19 protein-coding genes are annotated in these 20,912 nt (G+C 75.0%); 5 read left to right on the top strand and 14 right to left on the bottom strand.

The window, feature by feature from the left end; all coding sequences use genetic code 11:
• Nucleotides 1–105 precede the first annotated feature (105 nt).
• On the top strand, nucleotides 106–1,473 hold the full coding sequence (locus tag AB0F04_RS36465) for a carbohydrate-binding protein (RefSeq protein ID WP_362050292.1): 1,368 nt from the start codon (nucleotides 106–108) through the stop codon (nucleotides 1,471–1,473).
• A 61-nt stretch (nucleotides 1,474–1,534) separates the two neighbouring features.
• Here the strand turns inward: AB0F04_RS36465 and AB0F04_RS36460 are convergent, their stop codons facing one another.
• From AB0F04_RS36460 to AB0F04_RS36435, 6 genes are all read right to left on the bottom strand, one after another.
• A complete protein-coding gene (locus tag AB0F04_RS36460) occupies nucleotides 1,535–2,593 on the bottom strand; it encodes a serine hydrolase domain-containing protein (protein ID WP_362050336.1) in 1,059 nt (352 codons plus the stop codon).
• A 194-nt stretch (nucleotides 2,594–2,787) separates the two neighbouring features.
• Nucleotides 2,788–3,705, bottom strand: a complete 918-nt coding sequence (locus tag AB0F04_RS36455; RefSeq protein WP_362050289.1) for a hypothetical protein — start codon at nucleotides 3,703–3,705, stop codon at nucleotides 2,788–2,790.
• Nucleotides 3,702–4,664, bottom strand: coding sequence for a hypothetical protein (locus AB0F04_RS36450; RefSeq protein ID WP_362050286.1), 963 nt, complete (start codon nucleotides 4,662–4,664; stop codon nucleotides 3,702–3,704). Before AB0F04_RS36450 ends, AB0F04_RS36455 begins: the two co-directional genes overlap by 4 nt.
• Nucleotides 4,661–5,356, bottom strand: a complete 696-nt coding sequence (locus AB0F04_RS36445) for a hypothetical protein (protein ID WP_362050283.1) — start codon at nucleotides 5,354–5,356, stop codon at nucleotides 4,661–4,663. The genes AB0F04_RS36450 and AB0F04_RS36445 overlap by 4 nt, the downstream gene beginning before the upstream one ends.
• Before the next feature lie 20 nt (nucleotides 5,357–5,376).
• Nucleotides 5,377–5,565 (bottom strand): hypothetical protein, encoded by a 189-nt coding sequence (locus tag AB0F04_RS36440; RefSeq protein ID WP_362050280.1) that lies wholly within the window; start codon nucleotides 5,563–5,565, stop codon nucleotides 5,377–5,379.
• A 150-nt stretch (nucleotides 5,566–5,715) separates the two neighbouring features.
• Nucleotides 5,716–7,188 carry an ornithine decarboxylase gene (locus tag AB0F04_RS36435; RefSeq protein WP_362050277.1) on the bottom strand — a complete coding sequence of 491 codons (1,473 nt, stop codon included), beginning with the start codon at nucleotides 7,186–7,188 and terminating at the stop codon, nucleotides 5,716–5,718.
• Between the two features lie 334 nt (nucleotides 7,189–7,522).
• Between AB0F04_RS36435 and AB0F04_RS36430 the strand changes: the two genes are divergently transcribed.
• The 4 genes from AB0F04_RS36430 to AB0F04_RS36415 all read left to right on the top strand — a co-directional run bounded on the left by AB0F04_RS36430 (nucleotide 7,523) and on the right by AB0F04_RS36415 (nucleotide 11,573).
• Entirely contained in the window at nucleotides 7,523–8,701 is a 1,179-nt protein-coding gene (locus AB0F04_RS36430) for an amidohydrolase (protein ID WP_362050274.1), read from the top strand.
• A gap of 63 nt (nucleotides 8,702–8,764) precedes the next feature.
• Entirely contained in the window at nucleotides 8,765–9,298 is a 534-nt protein-coding gene (locus tag AB0F04_RS36425) for a DoxX family protein (protein WP_362050271.1), read from the top strand.
• 76 nt (nucleotides 9,299–9,374) lie between these two features.
• On the top strand, nucleotides 9,375–9,938 hold the full coding sequence (locus tag AB0F04_RS36420) for a hemerythrin domain-containing protein (RefSeq protein ID WP_362050268.1): 564 nt from the start codon (nucleotides 9,375–9,377) through the stop codon (nucleotides 9,936–9,938).
• A gap of 393 nt (nucleotides 9,939–10,331) precedes the next feature.
• Nucleotides 10,332–11,573, top strand: coding sequence for an MFS transporter (locus AB0F04_RS36415; RefSeq protein WP_362050333.1), 1,242 nt, complete (start codon nucleotides 10,332–10,334; stop codon nucleotides 11,571–11,573).
• A gap of 581 nt (nucleotides 11,574–12,154) precedes the next feature.
• Here AB0F04_RS36415 and rfaE2 read toward each other — a convergent pair.
• From rfaE2 to AB0F04_RS36375, 8 genes are all read right to left on the bottom strand, one after another.
• On the bottom strand, nucleotides 12,155–13,549 hold the full coding sequence (gene rfaE2, locus AB0F04_RS36410) for a D-glycero-beta-D-manno-heptose 1-phosphate adenylyltransferase (RefSeq protein WP_362050265.1): 1,395 nt from the start codon (nucleotides 13,547–13,549) through the stop codon (nucleotides 12,155–12,157).
• Nucleotides 13,546–14,181, bottom strand: a complete 636-nt coding sequence (locus AB0F04_RS36405; protein ID WP_362050262.1) for an SIS domain-containing protein — start codon at nucleotides 14,179–14,181, stop codon at nucleotides 13,546–13,548. The genes rfaE2 and AB0F04_RS36405 overlap by 4 nt, the downstream gene beginning before the upstream one ends.
• Before the next feature lie 75 nt (nucleotides 14,182–14,256).
• Nucleotides 14,257–15,534, bottom strand: a complete 1,278-nt coding sequence (locus tag AB0F04_RS36400) for a glycosyltransferase (RefSeq protein WP_362050259.1) — start codon at nucleotides 15,532–15,534, stop codon at nucleotides 14,257–14,259.
• Entirely contained in the window at nucleotides 15,531–16,496 is a 966-nt protein-coding gene (locus AB0F04_RS36395) for a glycosyltransferase (protein WP_362050256.1), read from the bottom strand. The genes AB0F04_RS36400 and AB0F04_RS36395 overlap by 4 nt, the downstream gene beginning before the upstream one ends.
• Entirely contained in the window at nucleotides 16,493–17,554 is a 1,062-nt protein-coding gene (locus tag AB0F04_RS36390) for a glycosyltransferase family 9 protein (RefSeq protein ID WP_362050252.1), read from the bottom strand. Before AB0F04_RS36390 ends, AB0F04_RS36395 begins: the two co-directional genes overlap by 4 nt.
• Nucleotides 17,551–18,159, bottom strand: coding sequence for an HAD family hydrolase (locus AB0F04_RS36385; protein WP_362050249.1), 609 nt, complete (start codon nucleotides 18,157–18,159; stop codon nucleotides 17,551–17,553). The genes AB0F04_RS36390 and AB0F04_RS36385 overlap by 4 nt, the downstream gene beginning before the upstream one ends.
• On the bottom strand, nucleotides 18,156–19,229 hold the full coding sequence (locus AB0F04_RS36380) for a glycosyltransferase (protein ID WP_362050246.1): 1,074 nt from the start codon (nucleotides 19,227–19,229) through the stop codon (nucleotides 18,156–18,158). The genes AB0F04_RS36385 and AB0F04_RS36380 overlap by 4 nt, the downstream gene beginning before the upstream one ends.
• Nucleotides 19,226–20,902 (bottom strand): carbamoyltransferase C-terminal domain-containing protein, encoded by a 1,677-nt coding sequence (locus AB0F04_RS36375; protein WP_362050243.1) that lies wholly within the window; start codon nucleotides 20,900–20,902, stop codon nucleotides 19,226–19,228. Before AB0F04_RS36375 ends, AB0F04_RS36380 begins: the two co-directional genes overlap by 4 nt.
• Nucleotides 20,903–20,912: the final 10 nt, after the last annotated feature.

Below are 20,912 nucleotides of genomic sequence, written 5' to 3'. Positions count from 1 at the left end.
CGCCACAGCGCGAACCGGAGCACCCCAGGACATCACTCCGGGCCGCTCCGGCAAGGCACACGGCCTCGCCGGCAGGTTCACCGCGATCGAAGGAGACACATCGACATGGCCCACAGACACGCCGTGCCCGGCCGCCGGGCGGCCCTGACCGCACTCGGCGCGCTGCTCGCCACCGGGTTGCCCTCCGCCGTGGCGGCCGAGCCGGCACCCCCCGCGGGCCCGCTGCCCTCGACCGCCCAGACCCTCGGCGCCGACCGGCCGTCGGCTGCGCTGCTGCGCGCCCTCGAGCGTGACCTCGGGCTGACCCGGGCTCAGGCCTCCCGGCGGCTGATCAACGAGGCGGAGGCCGGTACCCGGGCAGGGCTGCTGCGCAATGCGCTGGGGAACCGTTTCGCGGGGGCCTGGCTGCGCGGCGCGACCTCGCAGGAGCTCGTGGTGGCGACCACCAAGGCCGCGGACGTGCCCGCCATCAAGGCGCAGGGCGCCACGGCGGCCGTCGTGAAGAAGCCGCTGCGCGACCTGGTGGCCGCGAAGCGGAAGCTGGACGGGGCGGCGGCTCGCGTCGGCACCCACGACACGCCCCTGTGGTACGTCGACGTTCCCGCGAACCGGGTCACCGTGGAGGCTCGGACCAGGGCCGCGGCCGCCGCGTTCATCAAGGCGGCGGGCCTCGACGCCAAGGGCGTCGCCGTCAAGGTGACGGCGATCCGGCCACGCCTCCTGGCGGACATCACCGGCGGCGACGCCTATTACATCAACGACGCCGCCCGGTGTTCGATCGGCTTCTCCGTCACGAAGGGCACGCAGCAGGGTTTCGCCTCGGCGGGCCACTGCGGCAAGAAGGGCGACACGACGACCGGCTTCGACAGGACGGCGCAGGGCACCTTCCAGGCCTCCACGTTCCCCGGCAAGGACATGTCGTGGGTGGCCGTCGACGACCGGTGGAGCACGACCGCGAACGTCCGAGCCGAGGGCGACCAGAAGGTGCAGATCACCGGGTCGGTCCAGGCGCTCGTCGGGGCCGCCGTCTGCCGCTCCGGTTCCACCACCGGGTGGCACTGCGGCAGCATCCAGCAGCACGACACCAGCGTCAGCTACGCCCAGGGCAGGGTGGACGGGCTGACCCGGACGACGGTGTGCGCCGAGCCGGGCGATTCCGGCGGGCCCTTCGTCGCGGGCGTCCAGGCGCAGGGCGTGACCTCCGGCGGTACGGGTGACTGCAGCAGCGGGGGCACCACGTTCTACCAGCCGATCAATGCGCTGCTCAGCGACTACGGCCTCACCCTGAAGACCGCCGCCGTCCCGTCGGCGCCTCCGCAGGGCAACGTCACGCAGGCGTGGGCAGCGGGGCGCGTCTACGAAGCCGGGGCCACCGTGCTGCACGCCGGGGTGCGCTACCGGTGCCTGCAGACCCACCAGGCCCAGGGCGCCTGGGCGCCCACCCGCACCCCGGCCCTGTGGCTGCGGGTGTGACAAGAGGTCAGGACTGTCCGGCGCCGGCGTGGAACGTACCGCCCGCGCCGGGTGGGGCCCGCTACTCCTGTGCCAGCAGCGCGTACGCGGTGGCCACGAACGGGTCGTGGGCGCGGAACCGGCGGGTGCACACCGCGGCCAGGGCCGTGCCGGTGTCGGCGCGAAATCCCAGGAACGCCTGGTGGCCGAGGGTCGCGCCGCTGTGGAAGTACATCGGTCCGCCGCCCGTCGGGTGACGGAACCAGGCGATGGTGTGGACGTGCCGGTGCCCGATGCCCCTGCGCAGAACGGGGCGGCGCACTGCCCGCAGGGCGGGGACGAGGTGCGGTGACACGCCTGCCGGGTCCAGATGGGCCTCGAGGAAGGTGAGCAGGTCGTGCGGCGTGGCCCGTACGGCACCCGCTGCCTGGAAGCCCCCGGCCTCGAAGGCCGGCACGGATGACACGCCGTTCCTTCCGTGCCCGGGGGCGTCGAGACCGGAGTCGTCCGCGCGCAGGGTCGTGCCGTCCAGACCGAGGGGGCGCAGGAGCTGCCGGGTGAGCAGGTCCTCCCAGGAGGTGCCGGTCGCGGCGGCGAGTGCGTGTCCGAGCACGGCGACGCCGAAGTTGGAGTACCGCCACCGGGTGCCGGGGCGGTGGCGCGGCCGGTGGCGCAGGAAGGCGTCCACGACCCGGTCCTGCGGGAAGCGGGCGTACGGGTTGGTGGTCCAGGCGGGCAGGCCCCGCAGGAAGAACCCGGCCGGCAGGGCGGGCAGTCCGGAGGTGTGGGTGATCAGGTGGGCGAGCGTCACCGGGTGTGCGCCGGTCGGCCGTCCCCCGTCCAGGAGGGCGGCGGCCGGTTCGCCGCCGGTCAGCTCGCCGCTGTCGATCAGCCGGGCCAGCAGCAGCCCGGTGAAGGTCTTCGTCGCCGAGCCGATCTCGTAGCGCAGGTTCTCGACGGCGAGCGGCGGGGCCGGGGCGGTGCCGCCGCTCACGACGCTGCGGCGCCCGTGCCGGGAGAGGGCGAACACCACCTGCGGGGCGTCGGACGCGGTGACGGCGTCGGCGAGCCGCTCGAGGACCGGGCCGTCGCCGGGGGGAGGTTCCGACGGCGGCACGCGCGGGTCGGGCCCGGCGGTCATGAGCGCGGCGCGCATGTGCCGGGGCTCGTCCGGCGGCATGTCGTCAGGGGCGGCGGCCCGGTCCGCGGGCGTGCCGCGTGCGGCCTGCGGGCCGCCATCGGTGGCCGGCGCGTGGTGTACGGCCGGCGACTCGTCCGCCGCGTACTCGGTGTCGTCGAGCGGTCCACCCGGCCAGGGTGTGGGTCGACGGGACGTCATGTCGCGTGCGCCAGCAGGGACATGGACCGCGATGTGGCCAGCACGGAGGCGTAGGCGGCGACCAGGGTGGGATGGTAGACGATGTCGAACACCTCGTCCGGCGGGCCCTCGGGCATCGTGCGCAGGGCGGGCATGGCGCCGTCGGGCTGCTGAGCCTTGGCGAAGCCTTCCCAGGCCCGCTCGTCCAGGGTCGGACGGGGCAGGCAGGCGTCGACCACCAGCAGTTCGCCGAGCAGGTCCCAGCGTTCCAGGTCCAGCCAGTCGTCGATCCAGACCGGCAGCCAGGTCGCGAGGTAGTCGGCGGTGGCGGGCGGCAGGCCGTCCGGCCTCTCTCCCCAGTCGGTCAGGTGGAACACGTTGTGCGTGACGTCGTAGGCGATGTGCCCCTCCACCGTCCAGGGCTCGGGGGTGCGGGCCAGCCAGGTCGTGTCCCTCACCTCGGACTCCGGCGGCCGGGGCCGGAATCCGAACCGGCGCTGGAACGCCGACAGGCCGAGCCGCCGGGTGGGGGTCGCCTCGAAAGCCGCCCAGCTGTCGATCCGGTGGTTCAGGGCGGCTGCCCGCTCCACCTCCGGCTGGCTGTAGCCGAGTTCCTTGAAGGGCAGGTACACCTCGAAGGGGATGGGGGAGATGGGCTCGGTGAGCTGACCGCGCACCAGCATGCGGCCGCCGTCCAGCGTCTCACGCCAGGTGTGATCGATGAGTTGCCTGGCCAGCTGCGCCTGGCGCGACCCGGCGACGCCTTCGCGGAACAGCACCTTGCAGATCATGGCCAGTTCGCCGATGGGTTTGAAGCGCTCCAGGAAGCCGATCTCGGGGTCGACGTCGGGTTCCAGCTCGAATCCGTCACGGTGGGCCCACAGCCATTCCAGGGCGCCCACTCCGACGTTGTGGATCAAGCGGGTGTCGGTCATCCCAGCACTCCTTGTCCGCCGGGCGGATGGGGTGGGGCCGCACCGGCTCCGTCGCCGAGCCGCCCCAGGGTCAGGGTCGCCGCGAAGGCCGCCATGAGGGTGGGGTGGTAGTGGGAGAGGAAGTCCGGGTCGCCGTCGTGGTCCGCACCGCCTCCCTGCTCCGGGACCGCGCCGAGGGGGTGCTGTACCGCTGCGATGCGCGCCCAGGCGTCGTCGAGGACGGCACCTTCGGGCAGCAGGGGCAGGCTCGCCGCCACGGCCAGCAGCTCGCAGCCGAGGTCCCACATCCCGGCGTCCAGACAGGTGTCGAGCCAGGGGGGCAGCCAGTCGGCCAGGTAGCCGGCGAGGTCGGGCGGAAGCCCCGCGGGTCCGGCACGTCCCCAGTCGGTGAGGTGGAAGACCACGTGGGTGAGGGAGTAGCCGGAGGACTGCTCGAAGGTCCAGGGCTCGGGCAGCCCGGCCAGCCAGGTGCGCCGCAGCGCCTGCGGCATCGTGTCGGACTGCCGGATGCCGCTGCGGGCTTCGGCGTTCAGGACGCCGAGCCGCCGGGTGGGCTCCTGCTCGGTGAGCTGCCAGCTGCGGGTGCGGGCCACCGTGGCGGCGGCCTCCTCGTAGCCTGCGTGCCGCAGGCCCGCCGCGGCCATGGCGGCGTACACCTCCAGGGGGTAGGTGGCGAAGGGCTCCAGCCGATGCAGGCGCAGGAAGAGCTCGCCCCGGCCGGTCTCCTGCCACGCGAACGCCATCAGGTCGGCCGCGCGTGCGTGGAGCGGATCCGGCGGCGCGGTGTGCCGGCACACGGTCGCGCACACCTGGGCCAGTTCCCCGAGCGGCTTCCAGCTGCGGTTCACCTGTCCGTCGGCGGCCAGCGCGTCCTCGCCCAGCGCGAACTGCGCGCGGTGCGCCGACACCCATGCCAGCGCGTCCTCGGCCACCTGCCGTGCCCCCCGCGCGTCCCTCACACGAACGCTCCCGTCCGCGTCAGCCGTGCCGCGCTCACCTGCAGAGCCACCAGCGGGTCCTGACCGCCCATCAGCTCCACGAAGTCCAGGCCGTTGTCGAGTCCCAGCGTCTGCGGTACGCCGTCCAGCAGGGTCAGCCAGCGTCCGGCGCCGGCCGCCTGCCGCCAGTCCCTGCGGCGTACCGCCCGCACGAAGCCCCGGGCGACGTCGACCGGACGCTGCCGTGCCGCGCGGATCACCGCGCAGTCCTCCCCCGGCACGGCGAGGGGGGCCAGCACCGCGAGCTGGTGTGTCAGGTGCTGCCAGGTCGCGCCCTCGAGCCAGGCGGCGTCGGGCTCCTCGTGCGAGGGGTCGGCGTGGCCCGGGTCGAGCCGCCGCAGGGTGTGCCGCATGGCCCAGTGGCTCCACCGGACGGTGGGCGCGGCGTCGTCTCCGGGCGGGTAGGCCTCCACGGCCTTGCGGAATAGGGCGAGTTCGTCGGGCAGGGGCGGGGTGCGCTGGAGGGTGCTCGGCAGCAACGCGTCGGCTCCCAGCACACGGACGGCCGCGAGGGCGAGGTCCTGCGCCTCCGGGTGGGACCGCTCGGGGGCGGCCGCACGCGTGTGGTCTCCGCTCCGAAGAGCGGAGACCACACCGGAAGCGAGGTCCTGCACCGCGCCCTGCAAGAGGGACGAAGTGCCTGACTGCTCCATCGTCTACTCCTGACGGTCCACTAGCCCTTCTTGGGGCGCGGGGTGGGCGGCGACAGAAGCAGGCCGTATCCGCCCTTGAACAGCGCAAGTGCGGCGCACTCGCGGCTGTCGCGGTAGATGCCGTCGGTTTCTGCCGGGTCGAGCGCGGCTTCGATGTCGGCACTGCGGATGCCCGTCAGGTCCTTGGTGACCTTCTCTGTGGCAGTCATTGCACCATCTCCTTTGATGAAGTGGATGCTTTCCTCTCTAGTGCACCTGATGGGGACAAATCATGCCAACTGACGCAGAAGTTTATTTGCGTCACATCTTCAACATCTCGCGCATGAGTTACGTGCCTTGCGGTCGTTACCGCGGAACCATCACGCCTGGTCAGCGCGGGCCACGACCCGCAGGGTGCGCACGGAGGCATCGGCCGCGTCCGGGATCAGGACGCCGTGTTCGGCACCGCTGCGCAGGTAGTCCAGCACCGCGTCGGTGATGACCTCGCCGGGTGCCACCACGGGGACGCCCGGCGGGTAGGGGCTGATCATCTCCGCGGCGATGCGGCCCGCGGCCCGTTCGGCGGGCACGTGTTCGACCGGGGCGAAGAACGCAGCGCGGGGCAGCATGGCCTGCTCCAGTTCCAGGGCCGAGGGCTCGGGCAGACGGACCGGCGGGCGGCGTTCGACGGAGTCCGCGTGCTCGACGAGGGCGCGCAGGGCGTCCAGGAGGACTTCCTCCGTCTCGTCGTCGTCCGCATGGGTGATGGAGGCGCTGATGCGGCAGCTGTCCGAGCCTCCTACGTCCACATGGCGGTGGTTGCGCAGCCACTCCACGGCCTGCATCCCGCTCAGACCCAGCTTGCGGACGTCGATCACGATCTTGAGCGGGTCGAGGTCGGCGGCGAGCCCCTCCTCCACGATCTCCCGGCCCATGGGCCGCAGGCCCGGCAGTTCGGCCACCGCCGCGCGGATGCGTTCCGCGCGGCGGATGGCCGCGTCCAGCAGTTCACGGCCCTGCTCGACCATCTGGCGACGCCAGCCGTCCAGCGTGGCGTAGACGAGGGAGGAGGCGCTGGTGGTGCCGAGCAGGTCCTCCCGCTGCGCGAGGGCCTCGGGCGACACGCGGTCGTACTGGAGGTGGAAGACGGAGCTCTGCTCCACGGCCCCGCCCATCTTGTGCACGCTGGTCACCGTCAGATCGGCCTCGGCGTCCATGCCCCAGGCGGGCAGGTCCGAGTGGAACGGCAGGTGGGCACCCCACGCCTCATCGACGATGACGGGCACACCGAACGCGTGGCACACCCGCGCCACTCCCCTGATGTCGGCGCAGGAACCCCAGTCGGTGGGCGTGATCAGCAGCATGCCCTTGGCATCCGGGTGCTCCCGCAGGCGGCGGCGCACGTCGTCCGGCTCGGGCGGGTGGGCCAGGTGGCGTTCGCCGTCGAACTTCGGGTGCACCCAGATCGGTTCGACGCCGTTGACGACGACGGCCGCGATGACGGACTTGTGGGCGTTGCGCGACAGCAGCAGTTTCTCGCCGGGTCCGGCGACGGCGAGCATGGCGGTCTTCACGGACAGGGAGCTGCCGCAGGTGGAGAAGAACGCGTGCTCGGCGCCGACCGCGTCGGCCATGAGCTCCTGAGCCCGGCTCAGCACGCCCTGTGACTGGCGCCGGTCGTCGAGCCCGTTGAGGGAGAGCACGTCGGAGCGGAACACGTCGAGGCCGACGATCTCCGCGACCCGGGGGTCGACTCCCCTGCCCTGCTTGTGGCCTGGCGGGCCGTAGGCGATGTCGCCACGGCGCCGGAAGTCCTCCAGCGCCTCCAGGACGGGCACGCGCGAGTGATCCATGGTTCCTCCCGGGTCCGGCCCGCCCGAGCCGCCGCCGCGGCGTCCACGCTGTCGTGGCCCGGCGGGTACACCGACCGTGTTCACCCCGGGCCAGGGACGAAACGCCGCGGGCGTCGCGGCCGGGTGCTGCCGAAGCACCGGGGCCTGGGGGCGTCCCGCCGCGGGGGCCCCGGCCCGCAGGTGTCGCGGCGGCGGGCGGTGAAACCCGGCCGGGGCAGACAGGGGTACCGGGGGTGCGCCCCCACCGCCCCCGGCAGGCCTGCGTCCGGCGGTGTGAGCCGCCCGGGACGCCGTACACCACGCCGCACACCGTGCGCGACGACGAGGAGACCCCGTGAGCCGAACGCCCGAGGCCGTGCACCACGCCGTACGCGAGGAGGTGGCGGCACGGGCCGACGTGCTGTGGGACGTGGCCCGGCGCCTGCACGCCGACCCCGAGTACGCCTTCGCCGAGCACCGGGCGGCAGCCCTGCTCTCCGGTGAGCTGGAGCGCGCCGGTTTCGCCGTGGAGCGCGGTGTGGCGGGGATGCCGACGGCGTTCAGCGCGCGCTCGGGGCGGGGCCGGCCCGCCGTGGCGCTGCTGATGGAGTACGACGCCCTGCCCGGACTCGGACACGCCTGCGGTCACAACCTCATCGCGGCGGCCGGGCTGGGGGCCGCACTGGCCGTGGCGGCCGTCGTACCGGAGGCGTCCGCGGGGACGGTGCTGGCGGTGGGCACGCCCGCCGAGGAGGGCGGCGGAGGCAAGGCCGTCGAGGTGGAGGCGGGGGTGTTCGACGACGTCGACGCGGCGCTGATGTTCCACCCGGGCGTGTACAGCTGGGTTCGCGCGCCGCTGACCGCGCAGGTGCAGTACCGGGTGGCCTTCCACGGCAGGGCCGCGCACCCCACGGGCAACCCGACCGAGGGCGTCGACGCGCTGGCGGGGCTCGTGGAGCTGTTCAACGTGCTCGCCGTGCTGGGGCGCCGGCTGCCCGAGGGCTCGCACGTGCAGGGCATCGTGACGCACGGCGGTACGGCCACGAACATCGTCCCGGAGTACGCGGAGGGACTGTTCGGTCTGCGTGCGGCCACGACGGCGGCGCTGGAGGACCTGACCGAGCGGCTGCGCATGTGCGCCGACGGGGTGGCCCGGGCCACCGGCACCAGCGTCGAGGTGGAGCGGGCCACGGTGCGCTACGAGCACTTCCGGGACAGCGAGGTGCTCTCCGAGCGGTTCGCCGCGCATCTCGCCCGGGCCGGGATCGAACTGTCACCGCCCACGCCCGGCGTGTACCTGGGATCGTCCGACATCGGCAATGTCAGCACACGCGTGCCCGCCATCCACCCGTTCGTCGCGATCACGGGCGAGGACCGCTCCGACCACACCCCGGAGTTCGCCGAGGCGGCCGCCTCGCCCCGGGCCCGCGAGGTGCTGGTCGCCGCGACCACGGCCCTCGCGTGCACCGCCGCCGACGTCCTGCTGTCCGGAGCGCTGCGCGAGGCGGCGTGGGCGCGGCACCAGGCGGTGTGAGTGGTTCCGCTCCTGCTGGGGAACCCGGCGAGCGCTGTACCCACCGACTCTCTGGAGAGGGCCATGAGTCTGTTGCGTGTGCTCGGCCGCCCCATGCTGGCCTCGATGTTCCTCGCGGGCGGGATGAACTCCGTCCGCGACCCGAAGCAGGTCGCCGACGCCGCCGAGCCTGTCGTCCAACCGGTCACCGAGCGCGTGCCGGCCCTGCCGGACCGCACCGAGCAGGTGGTACGGCTCAGCGGTGCCGTACAGGTCGCGGCGGGGCTGATGCTCGCCACGGGGCGCGTGCCACGCCCGGCGGCGCTCGCCATCGCCGCCACGCTGGTCCCGACCACCCTGGCGGGACACCGCTTCTGGGAGGCGCAGGACCCCGAGGAGCGGGCACAGCAGCGCATCCACTTCTTCAAGAACATGTCCATGCTCGGCGGACTGCTGATCGCCGCCGACGACACCGGCGCCCGCCCCTCGGTGGTGTGGCGCGGCACCCACGCCGCCCGGGGCCTGCGGCGCGACGCGGGCCTGGTGCGCCGATCCGTCCGCGCCACCGCACGGCCCGCATCCGCGGTCGGGCGGGTCCGGGCCAAGCTCCCCGCCTGAGCCGCCCGAGCGGCACCGGCGGACCACACGTTAAGCCCCCTGGGCCGGGGGGACCCGAGCGCTGGAGGTGAAGGAGATGGGACACGGAGGAAACGTCATCGACGAGCTGGTGACCGATCACCGCGAGGTCGAGGAGATGTTCGGCAGGATCGAGGCGCTGCCGTCGGGCCACCAGGACCGCAAGATGTACGCCGACCAGGTCACGATGGAGCTCGTACGGCACTCGGTGGCCGAGGAGGCCTACCTCTACCCCGCCGTACGCGAGCACGTGGCGGGCGGGGACGCCCTCGCCGATCAGGAACTGAAGGACCATGCCACGGCCGAGCAGATCATGAAGGATCTGGAGGGCTGTGACCCCGGCGACGCCGACTTCGACCGGCTGATGGGCATGCTGATGAGCGAGATCCGCTCGCACATCGCGGACGAGGAGGGCAACCTCTTCCCGCGGCTGCGGCAGGCCTGTCCGATGGACACGCTCAACGAGCTGGGCGACAAGGTGCGCAAGGCCAAGAAGACCGCCCCGACCAGGCCCCACCCGGCGGCCCCCGACAAGCCGCCGGCCAACAAGCTCCTGGCTCCGGGCACCGGGATGGTGGACCGGCTGCGGGACGCCCTGAGCGGCCGGGGCAAGTCCGGGTAAGCCAGGTCACCCCTGCTGAGCGGGGCTCGTCGCCCGAGGCGACGGGCCCCGCTTCCGTGTGCGTGCGCGCGTGGTCGGCCGTCGCGTGGTCACCCCGTGTGATCAACCACACTGTGGCCTCAAGGGCCGTGCCGGGCGGGGCGTTTGGGGGGCAGGAGGGCCTGGATCAAGGGCCGGTGGAACCGCTTCTCCGGTCTGCTCTGCCACGATGGGCGGCGCCGTACCCGTCGAGGGGATCCACCGTGCAGCGCCGCCGGTGTGACGCGCTCCCTCGTCGCCCTCCTCTGAGTCCTCCGACTCGTCTTCGAGTACCGCACTGTGCCTACCTTCACCTCCCCCTCCCCTGCCCTGCCCGCTTCCCGCTCGCCCTGGCGGTCGCTGCGGTACCGCAGCATGCGCTGGTGGTCCGTCGCGAACTTCGTGTCGAACGCCGGTACGTGGATGCAGCTCACGGTGCAGAACCTGCTGGTCCTGCAGATCACCGGATCCGCCGCCGCGACGGGCCTGTCCATGTCCGTGCAGGCCGCTCCGGCATTGCTGATCAGCGTGCTGGGCGGGGCCGCCGTCGACCGGTGGCCCCGCAAGCTGACGGCGGCCGTCAGCCAGGCGGTGCTCGGCGCGATCGCGTTCACCACGGCCGTTCTCGTGGCGCTGGACCTCATCGACATGACGTCGCTGATGGTGCTGGCCGCCCTCACCGGTGTCGTCGCGACCGTCGACAACCCGGCGTGCGCGCTGCTCGGCAACGACCTCGTGCCGGCGGAGGACGTGCCCTCCGCCATCGGGGTCGGGGCGCTGGTGCACCAGGCGGGCCGGCTGGTCGGGGCGGCCCTCGCCGGTGTGGCGGTCGGGTTCCTCGGCACCTCCGCCGCGTACTTCGGCAACGGGCTGTCGTTCCTGTTCGTCGCCTCGGTCATCCCCTTCCTGCGTCCGGCGGCCGGTGCGGGGCGCCAGGACGCCCCTGCTCCCGAGAACACCGGTCCCGACCTGACCGTCCGGGAGGGGCTGGCCTACTTCGTACGGCGCCCGCGCCTGGTCGCGCTGGCGGGCGTGACCGGCATCAGCTCCGTGTTCGGCCGCAATTACGGGCTCACCCTGGCGGTGCTCGTCACCGGGCCGCTCGCGGGGGGTGCCGGTTCGTTCGGCACGGTGTCGACCGTGCTCGCCGTCGGCGGCATCCTCGGCGCGGTGCTCGGCGCCCGGCTGCGCAGGCCGTCCGTGCGGCTCGTCGGCGCGCTGGCGGCGGCGGGGGCGCTGCTGCAGGTGGTGGCGGGGCTGTCACCGTCGCTGGCGGTGCTGATCGCGCTGGTCCTGCCGATGGCCGTGGTGGAGTCCGTCTCCGACACCGCCGGCACGGCCGTTCTCCAGACCGATCCTCCCCCGCACCTGCGGGGACGGGTGCTGGGCGTGTGGGGCAGCATCGGCACGGTGTGGGGCCTGGGCGGCCCTCCCGCACTGGGCCTCCTCATGGAACTGGCCGGACCGCGCGGCGCCCTCGTCACCGGCGGACTGCTCATCGCGGGCGCGATCGGGACGGGCTCCCTGCTGCGCCGACGCCGGGCCCCGGCAGCGGTGGTTCTGCGCAAGGAGGGGCACGACGCTCCGGGCAGGCCGGCCCTGACCCCGGCGGCCTGAGCGGGCAGCGGCTCCGACGGTCCGAGCGGGCGCTCGTACGGGGGCGGCCCCCGATGTACGGCCCGCGCGGGTCCGCTCCCCCGGGGAGTGCCGCAGGGCCCTGTGGCGCGGGCGGGTCCGCTCCCCCCGGAGGTGCCTCACGAGCATGTGGTCCGCGGATCCGCTCCCCCCGGAGGTGCCTCACGACCGTGTGGCCCGCGGGTCCGCTCGCCCGGGGGTGCCGCAGGACCCTGTGGCCCGCGCGGGTCCGCTCCCCCCGGGGGGTGCCGCAGGACCCTGTGGCCCGCGCGGGTCCGCTCCCCCCGGGGGGTGCCGCAGGACCCTGTGGCCCGCGCGGGTCCGCTCCCCCCGCAGGTGCCGCAGGACCCTGTGGCCCGCGCGGGTCCGCTCCCCCCGCAGGTGCCTGACGAGCATGTGGCCCGCGCGGGTCCGCTCCCCCCGGGGTGCCGCAGGACCCTGTGGCCCGCGCGGGTCCGCTCCCCCCGGAGGTGCCTCACGAGCATGTGGCCCGCGCGGGTCCGCTCCCCCCGCAGGTGCCTCACGAGCATGTGGCCCGCGGGTCCGCTCCCCCCGGGGGTGCCTCACGACCGCAGCGCCGCCTCCGCCGCCCGCCGGGCCAGCAGGGTCGTGGAGCGGCCGTCGAGGTAGGGCAGGACCACCGCCTGCCCGCCCCAGGTGCGCAGCACCCCCGCCTCGGGCAGGTCCTGTACGGAGTAGTCACCGCCCTTGACCCAGACGTCCGGCCGCAGCCGGGCGAGTACCGCCTCGGGTGTGTCCTCCTCGAAGACCACGACGGCGTCGACGCTGCCGAGCGCGGCGAGGACGCGGGCCCGGTCCGCCGCCGGGTTGAGCGGGCGTCCCGGCCCTTTGCGTCGCGCGACGGACGCGTCGGAGTTCAGGCACACGATGAGGCAGTCGCCGATGCGCCGGGCGCTCTCCAGCAGCCCGACGTGACCGGCGTGCACCAGGTCGAAGCAGCCGCCGGTGGCGACGACGGTGCCGCCGCGTGCCCTGACCCGCTCGGCGAGCCCGAACGCGTCGGTCGTGGGCTCGTCGGTGTCGTCGGGCGGGGGCTCGGTCCGCCACAGACCGGGGTTGCCCGCGCCGCCCGCGGCGACGAACGCGGCCGCCTCGGCGACGGCCCGCTGCAGCGCCTCCTCGGGAAGCAGCCCGTCGGCCAGGGCGGCCGCCGCCGTGGCGGCGAAGCAGTCGCCGGCGCCACAGGGGTCCCCGGCGGCCCGGTAGGGCACGGGGACCAGCATCGGGGTGCCGGGGCCCGGCCGGGCCAGCAGCACCCCGCGCTCGCCGAGGGTGACGGCCACCCCGGCGGCACGCCAGCGCTGGGCGAGCCGGGCCGCCCGCTCGGCGTAGGCGCCGAGCGAAGTCCCTCCCGATCCGGGGTGCAGGGCCCGTGCCTCCGCCGCGTTGGGGGTGACCAGGCGTGCCCCGGGCACGGGCGGGTCGCCCGTGGGGTGCGGGTCCCACACCAGGGGTGTGCGGCGGGCGGCGTCCTCCAGGAGCGGTCGCAGGGCGCCCGCGGTGTGCCGGCCGTAGTCGGCGACCAGGACGGCGTGCGCGTCGGCCAGCGCCTGCCGGACCGCGTCGTCGGGTTCGCCGGGGGTGCCGCCGCCCCGGTCGATGCGGACGACCGGCCGGCCGCCGGCGATGACGCGGGTCTTGACCGGCAGGGTGCCGTCCAGCGGGATCTCCATGATCCTGACCCGGCCGCGCAGCCCGCGTCGTACCGCCTCGCTGGCCTCGTCCTCGCCCAGCGCGGTCACCAGAACCACGTCCCGGCCGCCACGGGCGGCGAGGGCGGCGGCAAGGCCGGCTCCGCCGGGGTGGCGACGGTCGCCGGTGACGTCGACGACGGGCGCGGGGGCGTCGGGGGCGAGCCGGGTGGAGACGCCTTCGATGTCCTCGTCGAGGAGAACGTCCCCGACGACGACGAGGGGGTTCGGCCCGGTCCCGGTCATGGAGTACCCCCGTGTGTCAGGACCGCGCGCCGCTCGGGGGGCGTGGACACGGCCGTGTCGAAACATTCGCAGAGCAGGTGGACGGCCACGAGGTGGGTCTCCTGGACGTTGGCGGTGGTCTCCGCGTCGACGCACAGGGCCTCGTGGGCGGCTTCCGCCAGGGGATTCGGGCCGCGCCCGGTGAGCGCCCAGACACGCAGTCCGGCCTGCCGGGCGGTCACGGCGGCGGCGATGAGGTTGCCGCTGCGCCCCGAGGTGGACAGAAGCATCAGGACGTCGCCGGGGCGGCCGTGTGCGGCGACCTGACGGGCGTAGACGTGGTCGAAGCCGTAGTCGTTGCCGATCGCGGTGACGCTGGACGTCTCGGCGTGCAGGGCGAGCGCGGAGTAGGCGCGCCGTTCCCTGCGGTAGCGGCCGACCAGCTCGGCGGTGAGGTGCTGGGCCTGGGCGGCGCTGCCGCCGTTGCCCGCGGCGAGGAGCCGGCCGCCGCCGCCGAGGACGTCGGCGAGGCGGCCGCCCCAGTCCGCTATCCGGTCCAGGCCGTTCTCACGGAATCGGCCCAGGGCCTCCTCCAGCGACCGGCAGTGCAGACGGGCGGCGTCGAGGCCGGGCTGTGCAGAAGATTCGCTCATGCGGATCGGGCGCACCGCCGTGCGGGGACGGCGGGGACCCACACCTCCTTCGGGCGGTGGGCGGGACCGGCCGGCTCAGCCGGCACCGGTGGCGGCGGGCTCGGTGTCGAGGACCTCGCAGTAGGCGGCTTCGGTGGCGGCTGCGACCTGGCCCCAGCCGTATCTGCTGAGCACCCGTCGGCGGCCGGCCGCCCCGCAGGCGGCACGGGCCTGCGGGTCGGCGAGCAGCCCGGCTACGGCCTCGGCCAGGGCCGCCGGGTCGTTCGGCGGCACCAGTCGTCCGGTGCCCGGGTCGGCGACGGTGTCGAGCTGCCCGCCGACCGCGCTGGCCACGACGGGCACCCCGCAGGCCATGGCCTCCAGCGGGACGATGCCGAAGGGTTCGTAGTCGGCGGGGCAGACCACCACGTCGGCGGAGCGCAGCAGTGCGGGCACCTCCTCGCTGGGAAGGGCGCCGGTGAAGCGGACGCGGTCGGCGACGCCGGCGTCCCGGGCGATGTCGCGCAGCCGCCGCACTTCCGGGTCGCCGTCGAGGCCTCCGGCGGGTGGACCGCCGACGACGACCAGCTCGGTGCCGGGCAGCCGGGTCAGGGCGGCGACGGTCACGGCGGCGCCCTTGCGCGGCACGAGCCGGCCCACCTGCAGGATCCGGTGCGGGTACGGGCCGCGCGGTGCGACCGGGCCCTTGGGCGTGAACCGGTCGGTGTCCACACCGCACGGCACGATGCCGATCCGGTGCGGGGGGATGCCCATGCGGGCCAGTTCGTGGACCTCGTCGCGGCAGGTGGCGATGACGCGGTCGCAGTTCAGGCCGATCTCGATCTCGCCGGGGATCCGCTCCGGCGGGCTGGTGTCGGCCAGCCGCTGGTGCCGTCGCTTCACCGTGCCGAGTGCGTGGTACGTGTGCAGCAGGGGAAGGCCGTGCTCGCGGGTGGCCCGCAGCGCGGCCAGGCCCGACATCCAGTAGTGGGAGTGCACGAGGTCGGGCGCCCGGGTGCGCCAGCCGCGGGCGAGGTGGCGGCCGAACTCGTCCATGTGCGGCAGCAGTTCGTCCTTGGGGAGTGGTTCGGGCGGCCCGGCGGGTACGTGGTGCACCTCGACGCCGTCGCGCAGTTCCACCCGCCAGGGCAGGTCGGGCGCGTCGCGGCGGGTGTGGACGGTCACGCGGTGGCCCCGGTCGGCGAGTGCCCCGGCGAGGCAGGCGACGTGGACGTTCTGCCCGCCGGCGTCGACACCGCCGAGTGCGGCGAGGGGGCTCGCGTGCTCGGAGACGAGGGCGATCGCGAGGACGCCGGGGTCGAGCGGGCCGCGGCCGAGCGGTCCGGACGGGAAGGGGCTGAGGGACGGGGTCATGAGCACACCTCCGTGATCAGGCGCTCCCAGTCGGTCAGGAAGCGTTTGAGCCCGTAGCGTTCGAGGGCCGCCTGGCGGGCGCGGGCTCCGTCCGCGGCCGCGGCCTCGGGTTCGTGGAGGTAGCGGCGGGCCGCGCGGGCCAGGACGTCGGGGCGGGTGGTCAGCGTGCCGGCGCCGGGCGGGACCGCCTCGACCGCCTCGGTGGTGGCGAGCGCCAGCACGGGCATGCCGAGGTGCATCGCCTCCAGCAGGGACAGACCGAGGGAGGTCCAGCGCACGGGGTGCAGGTACATGCGGCGTTCGGCCAGTGCCGTGTGCAGCTCGCTCTGGGGCAGGTCGGCGGTGTGGCAGCGGTCCGGCGGCAGGCCGAGGTGTCGGGCCAGGCCCCCGGTGCCCATGCCGAACACGTCGAGCGGGACGGCCTCGGCGAGGGCGGGCAGCAGGTCGGTCCCGGTGTACCGGGCGCGCCGCACCGGTTCGTTGACGACGACGGCGGCGCGGGCGAGCCGGCCGCTGTAGCGATGGCCCGGGTCGACGATGCCGTGCTCGATCACCTCGGTGCGGGTGCTGCCGCACTCCCAGAACAGCCGGTTGAAGTGGGTGACGTGCACGAGCGTGAGGTCGGCGCGGTCGGCGCACGGGTGCCGGGTGTCGGGTACGCCGCCGTCGGGCGCGTTGTGCTCCAGGTACACCGCCGGCACGTCCCGCCCGGGGCGGCGCCCGCCCAGCCAGCGTTCGGCCAGCGCCGCCTCGTGCGGCCGCTGGAGGAGGACCAGGTCGACGGGTGTGCCGCCGAGTTCCGCGGGGGTGACCTCACGGACCGAGACGGGCCAGGTGAAGGTCCTGGCCCGCCCGAGGCCGTCGGGGCCGCGGTCGGGCGTGACGGGGACGAGGTAGGTGTGCGGGCCCTGGACGAACGCGGTCGTCCAGGAACCGTGCACATGCCACAGCAGGATGTTCATACGGCCGCTCCTCGCTCGGTCGGTTCTCCCCGGTCCGCCGGGTGGCCCGTGAGGGCCGCCACGGCGGCGAGCACCTCGTCGTCGCCGATGCCGTCGAGGCAGGGGTGTCCGGGCACCGGGCAGTGCCGGGCCCGGGTCTGCGCGCACGCCGCGTGCGGGTCGCCGAGCAGGACGTGCGGTACGCCGTGGGGGGCCCACCGTTCGGCCGGCACGACCGGTGCGAAGAGGCTGACGACGGGTGTGCCCACGGCGGCGGCGAGATGGGCCGGGCCGGTGTTGCCGGCCACCACGGCCCGGGCTCCGGCCAGGACCCCGGCCAGGTGGGGCAGGTCGGTGGCGCCGCCGAGGTCCAGGGCGTGCCGTCCGGCGACCCGTGCGGTCAGTTGGCGCTCGGCGCGCCCGCCCGTGACGACCACCCGGTGCCCTGCGGCGGACAGGGCTGCCACGGCCCGTGCCGCCCGGCCCGGCGTCCAGGCCCGGGCGGGGACGGCCGCGCCGGGGTGGAGCACGACGTACGGCTCGGGGCCGGTGAGGTGGGCGGCGTTCGGCGGCGGCAGGACACACAGTCGGCCGTCGTCGCCGGGCGGGAGCGCGAAGCCCTCGGCGCGGGCCAGGTCGAGGGCGGCCAGGGCCTCGTGCCGGTGCGGCCTCCTGCGGTGCCGCCGGTCGAGGAGGGCACCCGGGTAGTCCTCGCAGTCGGCCGCGGTCCGTCCGATCCCGGCCAGCTTCAGCAGCAGGGCGGCCGGCAGCGGGCTCTGGTGGTACGACACCAGCACGAGCGCCCGGTCGAAGCGGCCCGCCGTGAGCGTCTCCATCAGCCGCCGGGTGTCCGCACGCGTCACCGGCGGCGGCTCCAGCCCGACCCAGGGGGCGTCGAAGGTCAGCACGTCGTCGACGCCGGGCAGCATCCGTCCGGCCGCCGCGCCCTGTGGTCCGCAGAGCAGCGCGGTGTACGAGGATCCGGCGGCGACCGCCCGTACGGCGGGCCCCGCGAGGAGTACGTCTCCGGCGCTGTCGAGACGGACCACGAGGGTGCGGGGAAGGCGGGAGAGGGTCATCGCGGCTCCCGGGCCGGGAGCGCCGAGCCGAGGACGAGGCGTACGGCCGCCGGCAGGTCCGGTGCCGTGAGGTCGGCCGCCGCGGTCTCGCCCGCCCGCGTGACGGCCGTGGGGACCAGGACCCCGCGGGCCCCGGCCGCCCGGGCCGCCTCCATGTCGGCTCCGATGTCGCCGATGACGACGGTGCGTTCCGGTGGGACGGCGAGCCTCCGGCACGCGGCCAGGATCAGTCCGGGTGCCGGTTTGCGGCAGGCGCACCCCTCCCCCGGCCCGTGCGGGCACACGGCCCACACGGCGAACGGTCCCAGCAGCTCCTCCACCCGCAGCCGTACCTTCTGCACATCGCCCCGGGTCAGCAGGCCCCGGGCCACGCCCGACTGGTTGGTCACGACACCGACGGGCACCCCGGCGGCGCGCAGGGCGTCCACGGCCTCGCGGGCGCCCGGCATGGGCGTGACCCGCGACGGGTCCCCGTTGTAGGGCACGTCGGCGACGAGGGTGCCGTCGCGGTCGAAGAGCACGGCAGCGGGCCGGGAGCCGCCCGGGACGTGCGGGTGCCGGCGCACGTGCCCGGGGAGCAGCCAGGGGGCGAGGGGCGGTGTCATGACCGCAGCCGTTCCCGGGCGGCCGGGCGGGGTGCGGGCGCCGGCTCACCGCTCCCGAACGGGGTGTACGGCAGGGCTTTGCGGTGCACGAGCCGCCCGCGCAGCCAGTGCCAGGTCGCGGCGGGCGGGATCAGGACACTGGTCACCGCCATGGTGAGCACCTCGTCGCGGGTGCCCGGCCCGGGCAGGATGCGGGCGAGGGCGAACTCGGTGGTGCCGGCCAGCCAGGCGGTGGTGCAGGCCGCGGCGGCCCGGTGCCTGCCGAGCAGGGAGCAGCCGAGCGCCGCCACCCCCGCTCCGGTCACCGCCAGGTGCAGGGGCAGGCGCCCTCGGTGTGCTTCCGCCCGGCGCCACCAGTGACGGCCGTGCAGCCGGGTCATCAGCACGTCGTCGGCGTTGCCTGCCTGGAGCCGGACGGAGGTCCAGCGCCCGGTCCGCCGTACGGGGTGGGTGGTGGTGCGCCGGCCGACGGTGAGCGTCCAGCCGGCGTCGAGCAGGCGCAGGGCCAGGTCGGCGTCCTCCCTGAAGGCCCGCCGGAAGCGCTCGTCGAACCCGCCCACGGCCGTCAGCGCGGCCCGGCGGTAGGCCAGGTCGGCGGTGATCCAGCGGGCGCCGGCGAGTCCGGCCGTGTTGCGTTCCCAGTCGGTGGGACGCCGGTCGGCGGGCAGGGGCACCTCGATCCGGGCGGTGATCCCGGCGGTGCGCTCGGTCGCCGCGGCCAGGTCCAGGGTCAGGTCGTCGCCCCAGGTGGGCCCGGGGACGACGTCGTCGTCGAGGAAGACGATCCAGGGCACGTCACCGGCGGCCCGCCAGCCGAGGTTGCGTGCGGCGGCGGGTCCGCGCGCGCCGCCGGGCACGACGACGGTGCGGGCGCGCAAGGAGTGCGGGATGTCGGCGGTGAGGGGGGTGCGGGCCGCGTCGGGCCGGTCGTCGACGAGGACCACCCGGACGGGTCCCGGCCCGGTCGCCTCCGCGAGGGCGTGCAGGCAGGGGCCCAGAGTGGGCCGGCCGAGGGTCGGGATGACGACGGCGTACGCGGCGTCGGGCGTGCGGGCCCCGGGTCGGCTCATCGGGGGCCTCCGGCGTCGCCGCTGCGGGAATCGGTACGGAAGAGGTCGCCGCGCCGGATCGCGTACGGGCCGATGGCCAGCAGGTCGACGGGCGAGGAGCCGAAGCACTCCAGGGCGTCGCGCGGGTCGTCGACCATGGGCCGGCCGGCCGTGTTGAGGCTGGTGTTGACGACCACGGGCAGCCCGGTCAGCCGCTCGAACGCGCCGAGCATGCGCGCGACCAGGGGTTCGTGCTCCGGGTCGACGGTCTGGATGCGGGCGGTGCCGTCGACGTGCACGACCGCCGGGATGCGGTCCCGCCATGCGGGAGCCACGTCGTGCACGAACAGCATGTACGGGCTGGGCAGCGGTCCGTCGAAGAGGCCGGCCGCGCGGTCGGCGAGGACCATGGGGGCGACGGGCCGGAACTGTTCGCGGCCCTTGACGTCGTTGAGGCGCTCCAGGTTGCCCGCGTGCCCGGGGTGCGCCAGCAGGGAGCGGTGGCCGAGGGCCCGGGGGCCGTACTCGGAGCGGCCCTGGAACCAGGCGACGATCCCGTTGTCCGCCAGGGCGCGGGCGACGGTCTCGGCGATGTCCGGTGGCCGTTCGAAGGGGACGGCCGCGGTCTTCAGCCAGGCTCCGAGCTCGGCGTCGGACCACTCCCGGCCGAGGTCGGCGCCGGTCATGGGCTCCGGCTCGTCGCCCTGCACGGCGGACAGCAGCAGGGCTCCGCCCAGGGCGGTGCCGGCGTCTCCCGCCGCGGGCTGGACCCACACCCGGGCGAAGGGACCCTCGCGGGCGATACGGGAGTTGGCGACGCAGTTGAGGGCGACGCCGCCGGCGAGGGTGAGCACCCGGTCGTGGGTCCGGCCGTGCAGCCAGCGCACCAGGTCGAGCAGGGTCTCCTCCAGCACGGCCTGGGCACTGGCGGCGACGTCGGCGTGGTCCTGTGTCCACGGCTCGTCGGGACCGCGGGGTGCGCACAGCTCGTGCCAGGGCACGCCGGTGGCGTGGAAGCCGCCGTCGCCGGTGGGGTACACGTGGCGGCGCAGTTCGGCGAGCATGCGGGGCCTGCCGTGGGAGGCGAGGGCCATGACCTTGAACTCGTCGGAGGAGCGCAGGAAGCCGAGGTGCTCGGTGAGTTCCTCGTAGACCAGGCCGAGGGAGTGCGGCAGGTCCTGGGCGTGCAGTGCCTCCAGGCGGTCGCCCACGCGGCGCGCGGCCAGGTGGGAGGCGCGTTCGCCACGGCCGTCGAGGACGAGGACGGAGGAGTTTCGGGCGTCCGGTGCGGCGAAGGCGCTGGAGGCGGCGTGGGCCATGTGGTGCGGCACGAAGCGGACGACGGCGGGGTCGAGACCGGGCAGGGCGGTCTTCAGGAAGGCGGGTGCCTCGCGGGCGTAGGTCAGCCGCAGGTGGTCCCAGGGGTCGTCCAGGCCCATGTCGCCGGCCGGGCGGGCGAGTGCCGGATCGAAGGAGTAGGTGACGGCGTCGAGGTCCTGCGGGCGCAGTCCGGCCCGTTTCAGGCACCAGGCCGCGGCCCGCTCGGGCAGTTCCCAGGCGGAGAACGGCAGGGGTCTCTTGCCGTGTTTGCGCCGGGAGAACCGCTCCTCCTCCGCGGCGGCGACGGTCCGTCCGTCGATCACCAGGGCGGCGGCGGGGTCGTGGAAGAGGGCGTTGATTCCGAGGATGCGCATGGGGAGGCTG

The sequence above is a fragment of the Streptomyces sp. NPDC029041 genome (assembly GCF_040637515.1).
Classification (GTDB): domain Bacteria; phylum Actinomycetota; class Actinomycetes; order Streptomycetales; family Streptomycetaceae; genus Streptomyces.
This window is presented reverse-complemented; position numbering and strand designations above follow the sequence as displayed.